This window comes from Oceanobacillus sp. FSL W8-0428 (assembly GCF_038004405.1).
Lineage (GTDB): Bacteria > Bacillota > Bacilli > Bacillales > Amphibacillaceae > Oceanobacillus > Oceanobacillus sojae.
Map to the genome: position 1 here is coordinate 1,179,759 of NZ_JBBORB010000001.1, position 15,574 is coordinate 1,195,332.

Consider the following 15,574-nt stretch of genomic DNA (forward strand, 5'->3'; position numbering starts at 1 on the left):
TTTGTATATTAATTCGTTGAAAAATCTCAGAACATAATAGCTTTAAATGTATGAAAATGACAATATTTTTTACTCTAAATAAAGGTAGTTAACAATGTCCCCCAAACCAGTGTAATCAGGGCTGCAAAAATCATGGCTAACGAAGAAAAAACGGATTCCTGTTTTCCATATTCCAATGCTTTACTCGTACCGACACCATGTGCCCCCATTCCTAAAGCCAGTCCCTTCGCAATCGGTGTCTTGATGGATAGCCACTTCAGCACTTTAGGACCAACAATCCCTCCTGCTATCCCAGTTATAATAACAAAAACTGTTGTCAATGCCGGCAGCCCTCCAATTTCTTTAGATACCTCCATTGCAATAGGGGTTGTAATTGATCTCGGAAGAATAGATACAATAAAATCATCACTCAAATGAATTAACTTTGATAACAAAAAAGTCGAAATCATAGCCACAAGCGTACCAACCGTAATGCTGACAGCAATTGTTCCTATATATTTTTTTATAATAGCTAAATTCTTATAAATTGGAACGGCAAATGCAACTGTAGCTGGTGCCAGCATATGCGACAATAATTTCGAGCCCTGCAAATATTGATTGGCAGACACATGTGTGATAGTAATTAACACAATCAATAGGATTGGCGCCAGCAGCAATGGATGAAAGGCAGCTATGGTTATTTTTTTATAAATCTTTTTGGAAAGTAAATAAATCAAATACGTTACAATAGTAAATACCACAATGATCAATGCCCTTCCTCCTTTCTTTTAGCAGATACTTTTTCTGCAGTTAAGGCCGTGACACCCATGACAATCATCGTACTGATAAGAATCAAAAATACAATTCCTATCCCCTGCAAACTGAAAATCTGTTGGTAATTCACAATTCCTACTGCCGAAGGGATGAAGAAGAGCAGCAGCTCGGCCATTAGCCATTTAGCACCCTGCTCTACCCATTCCAGCTTGATTATATTGCAGCACAACGCCACAAACAATAGAAACAATCCAAGCATAGAAGACGGGATTGGCAAAGGAATAAAGTATTTTAATGCTATTCCTAAGAAGAGAAAAACATGTAAAAAGCCTATTTGTAAAATAACCCCTATTATTTTCATCCACTTCCCCTTCTTTTCCTTCATTTCAAATTAACTAATAACCATATTACGCTGCTTTACTCTATTCGTAAAATACATATTAATCATACTTTTCATAACTTAAAGTTATAATGAATCGGTTAAAATAAAATCAATGAATTTCCTTCCTGCATTGGAAATGTATTTCCCTTTTTTTGTAATGACAGCCAGTTTCCACAGGATAGTCGGTTTAAGACTGATAATATTAATATCCTTCGTAAACAGACGGTTACAGATTGATTGCGGTAAAATGGCTATTCCCAAATTAGCTGCTACCATCTCAGACATTAGATCCCACTGCATACTCTTAAATAAAATTTTAGGTTCAAAACCTGCCGTAATAAAGAAATGATTTCGTACAATTTGGTTTAAGGCAAAGTCCTCATGGTAAAAAATAAATTCTTCATCCCTTAGATCCTTTACATCCACTTCTTTAAAAGAAGCCAGTGGATGATTTTTATGGACAATCAGCTTCATTTCTTCCTCCACGATGGGATAAACATCGAAAATCTGCTCATCTATAGGAAGTACTGCCACACCAAGCTCAAACTCTCCCTCTTCTACACTTTTTACAACCCTCGCTCCCCCATATTCGGTAATATCTAATTTGATGTTGGGATAACTGCGATGAAAATTCTTCATAACCTTCGGGAAAAACAGACTCCCGATAAACGGAGGCAGTCCAATATTGAGCTGACCCACCGAAAAATTAGTTAAATCGTTTAACGTCAATTTCATTTCATCTACTAATCCTGTTATTTCCTTTGTGTATTCTAACACCATATTTCCCGCATCTGTTAAGTCTATCTTCTTGTTAGTCCGGATAATCAGAATCGCCTCAAGCTCCTCCTCCAAAGCCTTGATAGACTTGCTTAGTGCCGGTTGAGAAATATGTATTTGCTGTGCAGCTTTTGTAATGCTTTTATGCTTCGCTACTTCCTTGAAATAAAGTAATTGTTTTAATTCCAAAATTGTCACCTCCGTTTTTTTACTATAACCAATATATCATTTTTCAAAAAACGATTAATGCCATACTTATCCTGTTCTCAATTAAATGAAATATTTCATTAATCCTTCCTGCAAATATCCACTCACGTTATAATGATAACTAAAGCATTTTACGCATCTGTTGAAAGGAGACAACCATGGATATTTTAATGAAGATTCAAGAAGACTATCTGAACTTTTCCAAACAAGAAAAGAAAATTGCTGATTATATACTGCGCTGCAGCCATGAGATTAACAATATGAAAATTGGAGAACTGGCAAACAGAACAGGTACTTCTAATGCATCCATTACAAGATTTGTAAAAAGAATTGGCTGTAATAATTATTCGGATATGAAATTTCTTATCAATGCTAAAGCAGATCCTGAAGAGAACCAGGAAACACATGGAATCGCTGACGAAGTGCTTGTATACTACCAAAATGTCATAAAAAATACACAGCGGTTAATTGACATAAATAAGATTAAAGAGTTCCTGAGCTTAATAAAAAAGGCAGCCAATATTAATATCATCGGCATTAGCAGCTCTGGTGTTACCGCAGACCTTTTCAGCATCCGATTAATGCGGATGGGGTTAACGGCCAAAAGTTATTCAGACCCTTTATGGATGCTTATGCAGGCAAGTATAGCCAAGCCGGGAGACTTATATATAGCTATTTCAAACAGCGGTACTACCCATTCCATTGTAGAAACTCTTACGGAAGCCAAAAAAAATGGAGCAACCATTGTCTCTATCACCGGTTATTTCGAAAACCCCGTTTCTAAATTAAGTGATCTGGTATTTTATGTATATAACACCCGTTTTGTCCATGATGAAAAATTTTCTAACTCGCAATTTTCCATGGTTTATTTAATGGATGTTATTACCACCTTTCTTCTGGAGGATGAAGAATTTAAAGATAAAACACTCAAAACAAGAGAAATTGTTGGAGATTTATAAAAAAATATTAAAAAATATTGCGCGGGAACTTGAGAAAAGGAAAATTATTTTCAAGTTCTTTTTTTATCGCAGTGTAACTGGCTGTAAGACTCCCACTTCATGAATAGAGTAAAATTAAATATTCTATATAGGAGGTCAACAGCCAGTAACGGCCCGATTGGTTCGGGCCTATAGGACGTAGGTCATAAAGGCGTTGCGACACGACGTCGCGAATTTAGCCTTTGTTCCTTATGTCAAGTGGAGGATGAAAAGAAAACCTCCACTGAATGAAGTTTCACTTTATATTTCTTAAATAAATAGGAGCCTCTTTTGCAAAAAGAATTGTAAAAACGCTAATTCCACGCACATTTTTGGTAATTATTATCGTAAATTACATATTGAAATAATAATTATCATAGTTTATGATATGTATAAATTCAAGAGCAGCACTAAAGGAGGTATTTTGTGGGGGAATACAAACAACCATACACAATTTCAAATATAGAAATACAGAGGAACGATAATCAGCTAACAATACGATTAGCAAACGCATCAAAATCAGAGTATCAATTATATGTCGGCAGAGGACCGGAAGCAGAAAAAATCAATAAATTACTCGTTACCAGCTCAACAGGCGAGTTTACAGTTTCGTTACCTGTAGCGGAAGGACCGTATTATTTTTTAATTAAATCCGGTGAGTTTAAGACTAATATCTTTTCAGAGCGTGTCATCCAATTACATGGAGCGATTAACATCCGGGATATGGGCGGCTATGAAACGAATGATGGCAAAGTTACAAAATGGGGACTGCTATTTCGGGGCGATCAATTATCAAAATTAGATACAGATGATGTAAAGCTGCTGGAACGAATGAATTTGAAAACCATTGTCGATTATCGTTCGGATCATGAACGCAACATAAATCCAAATGTAGAAATACCAAGTGTAGCAAACACTTATCATTGCGATCCACATTCAAGCTTCTCGGAAGCAGCAGCCAATGCGATCGATTTGCATAGCGAAAACGTTAAACTTGTAAGCGCTTTAGAAAAAGGGGAAATTGATCCTGAATATATTAATGGCAATGGTGAAAATGTCATTGAAGATTACCGTAAATTAATTGATTCCGACGAAGCCAAAAATGCTTACGGAAAATTTCTTCGTATCTGTGCAGACAGTGAAAATATCCCGCTGGTTCATCATTGCAGAGGAGGAAAAGACCGGACAGGCTTAGGCTCTATGTTCTTACTACTGCTGTTAAATGTGAAAGAAGAAGAAATCATACGAGATTATGTTCTTACAGGAATTATCAGAAGAGAAAGAAATCAGCTGAAATATCAGCACTACAGTGCACTAACATCGAATCAAAACTATTTAGATTATCTCATGGCGATGATTGAAACTAGAGAAGAATATGTGAAGGCCAGTATTGATAGATTGAAAGAGCTTTATGAATCAGTAGATGCCTATATGATTCAACATTTTGGACTGACAGAGGAACAAATAGAAAGAATGAGAGAGATATATCTGGAGGAGAGTGTTGCAAAATGAGTCAAGTAGCAGTACTTGTTGCGAGTCACGGAGAGTTTGCCAAGCATGCATTGAAAAGCGCAGAAATGATTGTTGGAGAGCAGGATAATTGTGGTGTTGTCATAGTAAGTATGGACTTAACATTGGCAGATGCTGAAAAGGAGCTTGCGGAAGAATTAAATAAATTAGACCGCAGCGCAGGAACCGTTATTTTAGTAGATATTTTTGGAGGGACTCCCTCTAATATGAGCGGGAGAATCGTGCTTTCTGAAGAGAATGTCTTAGCTGTCAGCGGTTTAAACCTGCCAATGCTGCTTGATTTATTTAGTAACAGGGACAGAAGCCTGGATGAAATTGCAGAATCCTTGAAAAGCACCTATCAGGATGGTTTTACAAATATAACAGAACAATTAAATAAAGGAGAAGATGAAGATGAGTGTGAAATTTTGTAGAATTGATGACCGGTTAATTCATGGCCAAGTCGTAACCACATGGGTGAATGTTCACAGTATTGAACAGGTAATTATTTTAAACGAAACCGTTGCACAGGATAAAATTCAATCAAATGTGTTGAAAATGAGTGCACCGAGCAATATTAAACTGCATATTTTTTCACCTGAAAAATTCCTGGAGGTTATTCAAAAAAACCCGCTTTCCCGGAACACCATGCTGCTGTTTTCTTCACCATTTGATGTAGAGAAGCTGGTTAATGCAGACTATGAGATTCCAAGCCTGAATGTTGGCGGAATGCGTGGAAACGTAGAACGTACCCAATATACAAAAGCAGTATCACTGACTCCGGAAGAAAAAGCTTCCTTTGAAAGATTACTTGCGAAGGATATAGATATTACGATTCAAATGGTACCTAGTGAAGCACGTGTAAAAATGAATGAGGTGATTTAGTCATGACCATGACTATTATTGTAATTACCTTAATAGCTTTTATTCTCGGAATTGATGATGTAAGTACAAAAATGTTTCGAAGACCATTATTAATCGCACCAATTATCGGGTTTATTTTAGGAGATGTTCAAGCTGGGCTGGCAATCGGCGCGACTCTTGAAATAATGTGGATGGGTATTGGAAATGTAGGCGCATATATGGCACCTGACCTGATTACAGGGACAATTATCAGTACTTCATTAGCTATTATGAGTACAAATGGAAGTATCGAAACAGCGGTTGCAACTGCGATTACTCTAGCTATCCCGACTTCTATTTTAGCTCAGCAATTACTGGTATTAATACAGACAATCAACGTTTCATTAAATAGCTGGGCAAAACGGCTGGCCGACAACGCCGATGTGAAAGGGACCTTCTGGTTAATCTATCCACCAGCATTGTTAACTGGTGCAGCTCGTGCTGTCCCTACATTTATAGCTCTTTATTTCGGCGCTGGGGCAATTCAGTCGGCTGTAGATGCTTTGCCAACCTTTGTCATTAACGGATTGGAAACCGCCGGCAGTATCATTCCGGCTGTAGGTATTGCCTTATTAATGCTTGCAATGCTTAAAAAGTTTGAGCTTTGGATGTTCTTAATTCTCGGATTTGTTTTTTCTTCCTACTTAGGATTAGATATTCTTCCAATGACTTTAATCGCGATTGTGTTTGCATATTTCTATGAAATGATTACACGCAAAACGGCAGCAGGCGCAAATGGAGCGAATGAATCATCCAAAAATACAGGAGAAGAGGAGTATGATCTGTAATGGAACAAAAACTGACTAAAAGAGATTTATGGAAGTTGTTCATGCGATTAAACACCATGCGAATCACATTGAACTATGAAACATTACAGGGTGTCGGATTTATGCGTGCCATTGCTCCTGTATTAGAAAAAACATATACCGATAAAGAAGAATTATCCGATGCAATGAGACGACACGCTCAATTTTATAATTCTCATGTAAACGGTGATGCAGTAATCTTAGCAGTTACGGCTGCTATGGAGGAATCAACAGGACCAGATGAAAAAGAAGGAATTAATTCATTGAAAACTGGTCTCATGGGTCCATTGGCGGGACTGGGTGACAGTCTGATTAAATTCACATGGGTACCAATCATCGGCAGTATCGGAGCATCCTTAGCTTTCAGCGGAAGTATTATTGGACCTATTCTGATGTTTATTCTTTATAATATCGTGAACATTGGCCTTAGATATTATGCTATTGTATATGGATACAAAAAGGGTATTGGCTTTTTGAATGACAACCAGGAAAGCAATTTAATTCAAAGAATTTCCACGATGGCTAATGTCGTTGGACTGATGGTCGTCGGCGCACTTATTTCAACGATAATCAAGGTGCAGACCCCCTTAGAAATATCAACGGGGTCCAGTGTCACCGGTGAAGTTGGAGAGAACGTCATTGCTATCCAGGAAATGCTTGATCAAATTATGCCATCTGTTTTAAGTCTGGCAGTTACGATTACTGTTTACCATGTTCTCAAGAAAACAAAAGGCTCTCACGCGGCCATGATTATTGTCATTATGATGCTTCTGACAATAGCCTTAACTTATTTTGGAATCTTATAGAGGATGGCTTACAGATAATTGGATAAAATATGGCGTCATTAACATTTTAAAAATATTAGTGAAGCTCAAAGCCTGAAACGTTGGAAAATCTTCGTTTCAGGCTTTTTTTACTGTCATCGCGGTTCCTTGCTAAGAATCGCACGGTTATATGTTTTACACATCCAAAAACCTGGATAAACAATTTAGTTTGTTCACCCAGGTTCTATCAGTCTGCATTACCCCATCATTCTTCTTTTTTACTTTAAATTTTTTACCCCGTTTTCTAACATTTCCATTTGCAGCAGCGTTTGCTCATCTGTAATAGTTTTATCCTTCCCATTTATCACAGCTTCGTACACATCATCGTATACTCTTCCGTAATCTCCATTGACGGATGGCACCTTTTCTTCATGAATGGTCCCTTCTTCATCAATATAAGTCAGTACACCGTAATGATGGATGGTATCTATACCAAAATCCTTATTATCAGGCATATAAAATAGCTTTAAGTGCTCTTCCTGACGATCCTTTGTTTCTTTGATAAAGCACCCTTTGTTACCATGGACAACAAAGCTCGGTCTTTCTTTCAGCCTGAAATAACTGGATTTCACAGATACTTTTAACCTGCCGTAATATAGATCGAGATCGAAATAGTCATTCATTCTTCCCTGCCCCAGCAATTGTTTCACCTCATAACGGATATCATCCGGTTTGCCGAAATAGCTGATAACCTGATCCAGCGTATGACAGCCATGTCCATATAGAAATGATGAATTGGGGTCAAAGGAATCGGCAGACTCCGGCACTTCAGGGCGGTAATAGTCATAGTGCATTTCCACCTCCAGCAAGTCCCCGATTTTCCCTTCTTCTATCACTTTTTGAACAGTTAAAAAATCACTATCAAAACGTCTGTTTTGATATGCCTGTACAATTAACCCTTTCTCTTTTGCCAACGCAAATATTTCTTTTGCCTGTTCGGAGGTTTCCATAAAAGGCTTTTCGACCAGACAGTGCTTATTATGTTCTAATACAAGTTTTGCGTATTCATAGTGACTGTCGTGTTTTGTGCAAATCACAATGAGTTGAATTTCCTCATCCTGTAATAGTTCATTTAAATCAGAAGTATAATGAACCCCTTTAATCTTATCCCAGTTATCATGGTCAGGGTTTCTCCGATAAATTGTTTTCACCTTTATATTCTCTCTTTGCAGTACGAATGGCAAATGGTATCTGTTTGTGCTTTTTCCATTTCCTATATAACCGATTGTAAGCATAGCGGCCTCCTAAAATAGATTTATATGCATTTTCTTCTATTATTACTTATAACCGGGTTTGGGTCAAAGACTTCATACAGCATGACAAAAAGTACCTCCTTCAATTGATAGATTATCTTGAAAGCAGGCACTTCTTTTATTGCATATCAATTTGTTAAAAAAGCCTGGATAAATATCTTTTCTCAATCATGTTTATTAACTGTTCCGCTTCGATATACCATCAGCTCATGATTGATCTGCTTGGTATTTGCATAGATAGATTGGTAGAGTGTAAATAATTTGCTGTACATTGTTACATTATCTCTGATTGGCTTTACTATTTGTTTTTCTTCTAAAAATTCATTTGCACAGCTCGCCAATGAAGGAAACCATCCTAGCCCATAAGCTGCCAGCATTGCTGCTCCTAATCCAGGACCTTGTTCACTGTTTAACTTAATTACATCTACACCAAAAATATCTGCTTGAATTTGCAGCCATAGATTGCTTTTCGCTCCACCACCAACAGATACAACAGTATCTATTTTCTTACCTTCCTGTCTAAACAGCTCCAGAGATTCATTCAAAGAGAATGTAATTCCTTCTATGACTGCTCTGGTAAAATTACTGCGTTCATGTGACCGGTCTATGCCAATAAAACTGCCGCGTATCGTTGAATCTACATGCGGAGTGCGCTCCCCTACTATATATGGTGTAAAAAGTAGTCCATTTGCTCCTATCGGCACATCTTCCGCTTCTTGTAACAGTTTTTCAAAAGCCGTTTCTGCTGCAAATTCATTTCTAAACCAAGATAAGCTATCACCCGCTCCCAATGTCACGCCCATTGTGTAATATGCATTGTCTGCAGCATGATTAAAATAATGTACAGCTCCATTAAAATTTTTGTCTCCAGACCCTTCATACGATAAAACAACGCCAGATGTCCCGATACTCACCATTGTCCTGTTCCCGGATAGAATACCAGATCCTACTGCACCGCAGGCATTATCTGCTCCTCCTGCAAAAACCTTTGTTTCTACACGCAAGCCTGTTCGTTCCGAAACTGTTTCATGGATCATCCCCACCATCTCATGCGAGGATACAAGAGATGGACATAAATTTATATTTACATTCAATAGTTCACAGATTTCTCTGCTCCAAGATCTGTTCTCTACGTCTAATAAAAGGGTTCCCGCAGCATCTGAATAGTCTGTATGTAACTTCCCCGTTAACCGAAAGCGCAAATAATCCTTTGGAAGTAAAAACAAGCTGGAGTTCTGATAATTTTCAGGCTCATTCTTTTTTACCCATAACAATTTCGGCAAAGTAAATCCTTCCAGTGCTATGTTTTTCGTTGCCTTGAGAAGTCTGCTTTTACCTAGTTTCTCCGTTATTTCCTGACATTCTGCCGTTGTCCGCGTATCATTCCATAGAATAGCTGGGCGGACTACCTCATGATTTGAGTTAAGTAAGATAAGCCCGTGCATCTGTCCTGAGAAACTTATCCCTTCAATATCCTCTACGTCACCGGAGAAATCAGCAACAAGCTCTGATAAACCAGCTATTGTTTGTTCAACCCAATCTTCCGGATTCTGTTCACTATAGCCGGGTTTTTCCTGTAATAACGGATATTCTTTAGATACTACCTGTTCTATCTCCCCTTGCTGGTTCACTAAAAGAAGCTTTACAGCACTTGTTCCCAAATCCACTCCAATGGCATATTTCACTTTTTCCACGCTCCCTGCCGATCCTGATAATTATTTGATAACAGTAAAGAAGCTAAGATAGAACCGTATTGCACATATGCCGTTTGCATTGATTTCCATTCTATATGCATACACGTTTCCTAACCTTAGCATCTCTCTCTTGATCGAAATTGCTGCTCATGTCTAATCCTATCTTTCACAAAAAGGGGAATCTCCTTCTATCTTAGCTGCTATGACTACCGTTTTTAACTATACTCTTTGAACAGAAGGGTCAGAAAAGATATCACTGGCATCATCACTGGTTGTCGAAAACTCACTGATTACCGCTCCCTTTGGCCCTGCCTGAAACCAATGCAAAACATTAGGAGAAATCGTGAACTGATCGCCTGGATAGAGGATATGTTCTTCCCGCGCTGTATAAAAATCTTCTTTTCCTTCAGGTACAGTTGCCTGAATAGCAGAAGATTTATCTCCTTCTACATAGAGATAGACTTTTCCATAACGGCATCGAAATGTCTCCAATTTCCCTTTCCTACCTTTAACAGGTGGATGACGATGCTCAGGACACGTCTGATTTGGCAACAGGACCATTTCTTTTGCGCAATAATTTGCATTGTTTTCATATACAACAAGATTCAGCGCTTCTTCTCGCAAATTTCTCAACCCAAAATCCGCTATCTCTAAATTTTTTACTTCCAGCGGGGTCAGAACGATACCCGCTTTTTGAAAATATTCCAAGACCTGTTTTTGATAATCTTTCATTTCCATTATTACACCCACTCTTAAGAAATTCTCAAATCGGATATATCTATATCTGCTTCTTCATGTTCTTTCACTTTATTTTCCTGAGCATCTGTAACCGGCTTTTTCAGAATGATTAGTGCAATCGCAGTTGCCAATGATCCAATGAGTAATGCAGCAATAAAACCAATTGGATTTTCCATTGTCGGTAATGCAAACATTCCTCCTGCAGGAATGCGTGAATCTGCTGCCCAAAGCATACTCAGACCACCACCGATGCCGCCACCAATTCCTGTAGCGACCACACAGCGGATAATATCATTCATAACAATCGGGAAACATCCCTCTGTAATTTGACAAATCCCCATTGGAAAAGCCGTTTTAAGTGTTTCCACTTCCAGTTTTGTATATATTTTTTTCCGAAATAGCTTAGAAATAAAATATGCCATCGTCATTCCAAATGGTGTTACCATAGATGCCAGAATTAAAACGGTAATAGGTTCATAGATTCCTTCACTGAATAAGGTAAACACGAATGAAAAGACAATTTTATTAATAGGTCCACCATAATCAATCGATGACAAGACACCTATAATCACTCCATAAAGAAATAGAGAAGATGTGTTCAAATTACCAAGATAAGCAGTTAAATACTCTGTAAAAACAGAAATAGGTGTACCTATGATATAAAACATTATCAGTCCCGCAAGCGCTGCTCCCAGAAACGGTATGATCAATGTTGGCATCAAGCCTTCCATCCATTTCGGTACTTTCACATATTTCTTGATAAATTGAACAAGATACCCTGCAATATAACCACCCAGCAATCCTCCTAAAAATCCAGCTCCAATACTGCTGGATACCATCCCTACAATAATCCCAGGAGCAATCCCCGGTTTATCCGCGATAGAGAAGGATATCGCCGTAGCTGCAACCATCGGCAGCAGACCTAAGCCCAAATTCCCCATAGTAGTTAATGTATCAGCAAAAGTAAATCCCGCACTAAAGTCTTCTATATTTTGTCCGCCTAATATATTTCCTATTGCCAACAGGAAACCTGCTCCCACAACGACAGGTAAGAAAAAAGAAATCGCTGTCATCATATGTTTTTTCAATTCCATTTTTTTTAACATCGACATAAAGCTAACCTCTCTTCTTTTTGAAGCTAGTGAAGTTGTGTGGCACCTTAAGCAGGAGCCACAACTTCTTCTACTTTTTTGATAAATTTATTTGGAGATTTAATAACTAAGTCTGTCGGTACTTCAATGGTTTTCTTTCCTTTAAAACGATTTTTACCGTTAATTTTGACATCTGCAGCGATAACCACTACGTCAGCCTCTTTAATTTGCTCTTCTGTCAAATTATCCTGTGTTCCAATCGTCCCCTGTGTTTCTACAAAAATAGAATGTCCGGCTTCTTGTGCTGCTTTCATTAACTTTTCTTTCGCAATATACGTATGAGCAATTCCAGCTGTACAAGCTGCTACACCTACAATATTCATACAAGTACCCCCTTTATGGCAGCTTCAGACTGATAAAACGGAACGGTATTTTCTGCCTTAAATAATTTAATTTTTTGTTCTGCCACTTTCTTTGTTTCTTCCATGCAAGGCGGGAATAATACATTAGGTTCACGAATCTCATTGTTACCACTATTCAAAATTTCCCGCAGCTTATTTGCAAATACAATTTTTATATCACTGGAGATATTTATCTTGCAAATCCCCATTTCAACTGAACGAACAAGCTCCTGGTCTGGATTACTGGAGCCACCATGCAACACGAGAGGAATATCTACACGTTTGGCTGTCTCTTCTAAAATATCTAAACGAAGCTTAGGGTCCACATTTTTCGGATAGATTCCATGGGCAGTACCTATTGCAATGGCCAAGGAATCCACCCCTGTACGTTCAACAAATTCTTTGGCAGTTTCAGGATCTGTATAAACAACTTCTGAGACTCCACCTTCTACTGTATTTCCAGTGTCACCAATCGTTCCTAATTCTGCCTCTACTGCCACACCAGCTGCATGCGCTGCCTCTACTACCTTTTGTGTGATTTCGATATTTTCTTCAAAAGGCAGGTGGGAAGCGTCAATCATGACAGAGGTAAAACCTAATCGAATCGCTTTCATGACTTGTTCAAAAGAAGCCCCATGATCCAGATGGATACAAACTGGAATAGTTGTCTTATTGGCAGCCGCTTTCACCTGACCAATAAAACTGTCTGTTAAAAAGGCTAATTCATCTGGATGTATTGCCATCATTAGTGGTGCATTCAGTTTTTCACAGCTTTCCAGAGCTGCATTAAAAAGTTGACCTGATCCTGCGTTAAAAGCTGGTACTGCGAAATGATGTTTTTGCGCTACCTCTAATAGTTCTTTTCCATTGATTAACATATTCAATACTCCCCATTTCTTTTTTTATTTTTTGTAAACAGTTCAATAACTTCTTCTTCAGACCTTGCATTTTTTAAGCGTTCTAAAAAGTCTTCATCTGCCAAGAAAATAGCTACTTGCTGCAACAGCAAAATATGTGTTGTGTTTGCATCGCTGTCTTGAACGGCGAATAAAATTATCGCGTTCACCGGTTTATCATCAAGTGATTCCCACGAGATATTATTTTTACTAATTCCAACTGCAATTCGTGTTTTGAGAACACTGCCAGATTTGCCATGCGGAATCGCAATGCCATTTCCCAGCCCAGTTGCTCCCTCTTTTTCTCTTAGAAATACATCCTTTATAAATGCCTCTTGATCCGTTAAACACCCCCCTTCATATAAAAGATCTGTTAGCTCATAAATTACACCTTCCTTTGTCGTTGCCTCTAAATCTACTGTAATAAGCTCTTTCTTTATTACTTTTTGCAAGTCGATGGTTTCTAATTGTTCCATTACGACATCTCCCCTAACATTTGTTTGACTCTTCCCTCATCCTGTTTGGTAAATACAGCATTAACTAAAATGGACGGCGTTGGCAACTCCTCATTTAAATGAATGGTCGTCAGAATCAGATCAATATTTTTATACTTATCGATATTTTTTACGAATTGCCGCTGTGATAGCACCGCTACAATTTCCAGGTCCGGGAAGGCTTTATTTACTTTGACCTTCAGTAATTCTGAGGTTCCGACCCCGCTGCTGCACATAATCAATACTCTACGTTTCACTTCTAATAACTCTTTATATTTCACAAAGTAAACAGTTAGAAATCCTATTTCATCTTCCGAAATTTTGTTTAGGTGAAACTTTCTGCAAGCTTTTTGCGCAGCCTCCTTAACCTTCTGAAATGTATCTGTATACTCTACTTTGATATCCTCTAACAAATCATTCTGAATCATGATTTCATTCTTCAAACGATATAATAACGGTCCCATATGCTTGTATAAATCCTTCTTATTAATTTCTCCAAGCTGCTGAATACCTATATTTCTTCCGGCTTCCAGCGAAAAAAAACCTGTCACTTCTTTTATAAGATCTCCACTGATTGGTGTAAGGATAGATTGTCCAGCTATACGGGATGAAATCAGATATTGAAATAAATAAAATATCTCTATATCTGGCAGACTCGTACACAGATAGTTTTCTATTTTTTGAATGAACTTTTTAGAAATATGATAGAACTCTTTATAATCCTCCGTTAATTTCTGCTCTTCCTCATCCAGGAATCCATCCTCACTTTCCCGCGGCCTCCCTCCATCTCGAAAGCGTTTCACAAGAATATAAATATGTGACAGTATGTTCATTTTATATGGATAAGGGATTCCTCCTTCAAAGCACGCCTCCAGCTTTTCTAACAGTGACGTAATAAAGTTGATATCTACTGGACTGATTTGGTGTTCGACAGTAGTAAATTGATCATCTATCAAATCATTACTGCTGATAAGCATATTCACTACTTTGCGTATTGTTTTTTCATGGCCTTCAATAGAAATATATTTACCGTTTCTAATCAGATTCAGATCGTTTTGCTTTAAAAAGCTTTCTATTCTGGATAAATCATTACTAATTACGGAATCGCTTACAAAATAAGCACCAAAAGCTTCATCTATCCTGATTCGCTTCGGTGATCTAAACAGTAAAGATACAATAATATTATTTCTTCGGCTCAAAGGTTCACTAGCAGCTGTTCTTATTCCATTATTCTCTACAACCTGCTCTAAATATCTATCATAAATTAAGTCGAAACCTTTTCCGGAGCTGGATATAATAATATCTCCTTCTAAAGATGCTTCATTAATCTTTCGAATCGTCCGGTAAACAGTCTTCGTTGAGATATCACAAAATCCAGCTATTTCTTGAGCTGTCAGCGTTGTTCCTTGCTTAATAAAAACTTCTATTAATTGGCGCTCTCTTTTGCTTAGCTGCATATTTGTTAACCTCCTTGATTAATACTATATCTTAAATTAAAGAGCATGCATTTCATTAGGTGTCCATTATGACAGACATTTTTAAAACGCTTGCAAAATATAGCTTTAAACCAATGAAGTACAGAAATCCTCTTTGAAATGTATTCTATCTTTCACTTATAAAAATAAAAAATGCCATTCAATTCTCAGCTCGAATCGAACAGCATTTTCATAGCCCTATATTACACATATAATTATCTTTAACTTAAACCTGGATCTCTTTCTCATTCTCCAATACATAATCTTCCGCTTCTTTCGACCAGAGACCATCATATTTTTTCACAATCTCATGAAGCGGCTTAATTGTATCCTCCATTATTCTATTCAATGACTTAATTGGCATCTCTTTATGCACACAGTTCAATTTCTTTCC

18 protein-coding genes are annotated in these 15,574 nt (G+C 37.7%); 6 read left to right on the forward strand and 12 right to left on the reverse strand.

Features of this window, described 5'->3' with window-relative positions; all coding sequences use genetic code 11:
• Window positions 1-74 precede the first annotated feature (74 nt).
• From MKY30_RS05220 to MKY30_RS05230, 3 genes are all read right to left on the reverse strand, one after another.
• Window positions 75-740 carry an LrgB family protein gene (locus MKY30_RS05220; protein ID WP_339286353.1) on the reverse strand — a complete coding sequence of 222 codons (666 nt, stop codon included), beginning with the start codon at window positions 738-740 and terminating at the stop codon, window positions 75-77.
• Window positions 741-745: 5 nt separating this feature from the next.
• Complete coding sequence (locus MKY30_RS05225) at window positions 746-1,114, reverse strand: CidA/LrgA family protein (RefSeq protein WP_147211390.1); 369 nt, start codon at window positions 1,112-1,114, stop codon at window positions 746-748.
• 105 nt (window positions 1,115-1,219) lie between these two features.
• Entirely contained in the window at window positions 1,220-2,101 is an 882-nt protein-coding gene (locus tag MKY30_RS05230; RefSeq protein WP_445667710.1) for a LysR substrate-binding domain-containing protein, read from the reverse strand.
• Window positions 2,102-2,277: 176 nt separating this feature from the next.
• Here MKY30_RS05230 and MKY30_RS05235 point away from each other — a divergent pair, with 176 nt between their 5' ends.
• The 6 genes from MKY30_RS05235 to MKY30_RS05260 all read left to right on the forward strand — a co-directional run bounded on the left by MKY30_RS05235 (window position 2,278) and on the right by MKY30_RS05260 (window position 7,120).
• Complete coding sequence (locus MKY30_RS05235; protein WP_339283705.1) at window positions 2,278-3,078, forward strand: MurR/RpiR family transcriptional regulator; 801 nt, start codon at window positions 2,278-2,280, stop codon at window positions 3,076-3,078.
• A 444-nt stretch (window positions 3,079-3,522) separates the two neighbouring features.
• Complete coding sequence (locus tag MKY30_RS05240) at window positions 3,523-4,608, forward strand: tyrosine-protein phosphatase (RefSeq protein ID WP_341082980.1); 1,086 nt, start codon at window positions 3,523-3,525, stop codon at window positions 4,606-4,608.
• Window positions 4,605-5,039, forward strand: a complete 435-nt coding sequence (locus MKY30_RS05245) for a PTS sugar transporter subunit IIA (RefSeq protein ID WP_147211394.1) — start codon at window positions 4,605-4,607, stop codon at window positions 5,037-5,039. The genes MKY30_RS05240 and MKY30_RS05245 overlap by 4 nt, the downstream gene beginning before the upstream one ends.
• A complete protein-coding gene (locus MKY30_RS05250) occupies window positions 5,020-5,490 on the forward strand; it encodes a PTS system mannose/fructose/N-acetylgalactosamine-transporter subunit IIB (RefSeq protein ID WP_341082981.1) in 471 nt (156 codons plus the stop codon). The genes MKY30_RS05245 and MKY30_RS05250 overlap by 20 nt, the downstream gene beginning before the upstream one ends.
• Window positions 5,491-5,492: 2 nt before the next feature.
• Window positions 5,493-6,296 (forward strand): PTS mannose/fructose/sorbose/N-acetylgalactosamine transporter subunit IIC, encoded by an 804-nt coding sequence (locus MKY30_RS05255; RefSeq protein ID WP_222595740.1) that lies wholly within the window; start codon window positions 5,493-5,495, stop codon window positions 6,294-6,296.
• Complete coding sequence (locus MKY30_RS05260) at window positions 6,296-7,120, forward strand: PTS system mannose/fructose/sorbose family transporter subunit IID (RefSeq protein ID WP_156986207.1); 825 nt, start codon at window positions 6,296-6,298, stop codon at window positions 7,118-7,120. The genes MKY30_RS05255 and MKY30_RS05260 overlap by 1 nt, the downstream gene beginning before the upstream one ends.
• A gap of 236 nt (window positions 7,121-7,356) precedes the next feature.
• Here MKY30_RS05260 and MKY30_RS05265 read toward each other — a convergent pair whose 3' ends face one another.
• The 9 genes from MKY30_RS05265 to MKY30_RS05305 form a co-directional block, all read right to left on the reverse strand.
• Window positions 7,357-8,373: an oxidoreductase gene (locus MKY30_RS05265; protein ID WP_341082982.1), complete on the reverse strand. Its 1,017-nt coding sequence runs from the start codon at window positions 8,371-8,373 to the stop codon at window positions 7,357-7,359.
• A gap of 182 nt (window positions 8,374-8,555) precedes the next feature.
• A complete protein-coding gene (xylB, locus tag MKY30_RS05270; RefSeq protein ID WP_147211436.1) occupies window positions 8,556-10,076 on the reverse strand; it encodes a xylulokinase in 1,521 nt (506 codons plus the stop codon).
• 228 nt (window positions 10,077-10,304) lie between these two features.
• On the reverse strand, window positions 10,305-10,817 hold the full coding sequence (locus MKY30_RS05275; protein WP_341085597.1) for a D-lyxose/D-mannose family sugar isomerase: 513 nt from the start codon (window positions 10,815-10,817) through the stop codon (window positions 10,305-10,307).
• Between the two features lie 20 nt (window positions 10,818-10,837).
• Entirely contained in the window at window positions 10,838-11,935 is a 1,098-nt protein-coding gene (locus tag MKY30_RS05280; RefSeq protein ID WP_147211399.1) for a PTS fructose transporter subunit IIC, read from the reverse strand.
• A 47-nt stretch (window positions 11,936-11,982) separates the two neighbouring features.
• Window positions 11,983-12,297, reverse strand: a complete 315-nt coding sequence (locus MKY30_RS05285) for a PTS fructose transporter subunit IIB (protein WP_147211400.1) — start codon at window positions 12,295-12,297, stop codon at window positions 11,983-11,985.
• Complete coding sequence (locus tag MKY30_RS05290; RefSeq protein ID WP_341082983.1) at window positions 12,294-13,193, reverse strand: ketose-bisphosphate aldolase; 900 nt, start codon at window positions 13,191-13,193, stop codon at window positions 12,294-12,296. The genes MKY30_RS05285 and MKY30_RS05290 overlap by 4 nt, the downstream gene beginning before the upstream one ends.
• Window positions 13,194-13,195: 2 nt before the next feature.
• Window positions 13,196-13,687, reverse strand: a complete 492-nt coding sequence (locus MKY30_RS05295; RefSeq protein WP_147211402.1) for a PTS sugar transporter subunit IIA — start codon at window positions 13,685-13,687, stop codon at window positions 13,196-13,198.
• Entirely contained in the window at window positions 13,687-15,162 is a 1,476-nt protein-coding gene (locus MKY30_RS05300; RefSeq protein ID WP_341082984.1) for a BglG family transcription antiterminator, read from the reverse strand. The genes MKY30_RS05295 and MKY30_RS05300 overlap by 1 nt, the downstream gene beginning before the upstream one ends.
• A 244-nt stretch (window positions 15,163-15,406) precedes the next feature.
• Entirely contained in the window at window positions 15,407-15,565 is a 159-nt protein-coding gene (locus tag MKY30_RS05305) for a hypothetical protein (RefSeq protein ID WP_186813680.1), read from the reverse strand.
• Window positions 15,566-15,574: the final 9 nt, after the last annotated feature.

Excerpts from the sequence above, each read along its gene's own strand:
- MKY30_RS05225 (WP_147211390.1), bottom strand. The coding sequence starts at position 1,114 with ATGAAAATAATAGGGGTTATTTTACAAATAGGCTTTTTACATGTTTTT.
- MKY30_RS05235 (WP_339283705.1), top strand. The coding sequence starts at position 2,278 with ATGGATATTTTAATGAAGATTCAAGAAGACTATCTGAACTTTTCCAAA.
- MKY30_RS05245 (WP_147211394.1), top strand. The coding sequence starts at position 4,605 with ATGAGTCAAGTAGCAGTACTTGTTGCGAGTCACGGAGAGTTTGCCAAG.
- MKY30_RS05250 (WP_341082981.1), top strand. The coding sequence starts at position 5,020 with ATGAGTGTGAAATTTTGTAGAATTGATGACCGGTTAATTCATGGCCAA.
- MKY30_RS05255 (WP_222595740.1), top strand. The coding sequence starts at position 5,493 with ATGACCATGACTATTATTGTAATTACCTTAATAGCTTTTATTCTCGGA.
- MKY30_RS05260 (WP_156986207.1), top strand. The coding sequence starts at position 6,296 with ATGGAACAAAAACTGACTAAAAGAGATTTATGGAAGTTGTTCATGCGA.
- MKY30_RS05265 (WP_341082982.1), bottom strand. The coding sequence starts at position 8,373 with ATGCTTACAATCGGTTATATAGGAAATGGAAAAAGCACAAACAGATAC.
- MKY30_RS05275 (WP_341085597.1), bottom strand. The coding sequence starts at position 10,817 with ATGAAAGATTATCAAAAACAGGTCTTGGAATATTTTCAAAAAGCGGGT.
- MKY30_RS05280 (WP_147211399.1), bottom strand. The coding sequence starts at position 11,935 with ATGTCGATGTTAAAAAAAATGGAATTGAAAAAACATATGATGACAGCG.
- MKY30_RS05285 (WP_147211400.1), bottom strand. The coding sequence starts at position 12,297 with ATGAATATTGTAGGTGTAGCAGCTTGTACAGCTGGAATTGCTCATACG.
- MKY30_RS05290 (WP_341082983.1), bottom strand. The coding sequence starts at position 13,193 with ATGTTAATCAATGGAAAAGAACTATTAGAGGTAGCGCAAAAACATCAT.
- MKY30_RS05295 (WP_147211402.1), bottom strand. The coding sequence starts at position 13,687 with ATGGAACAATTAGAAACCATCGACTTGCAAAAAGTAATAAAGAAAGAG.
- MKY30_RS05300 (WP_341082984.1), bottom strand. The coding sequence starts at position 15,162 with ATGCAGCTAAGCAAAAGAGAGCGCCAATTAATAGAAGTTTTTATTAAG.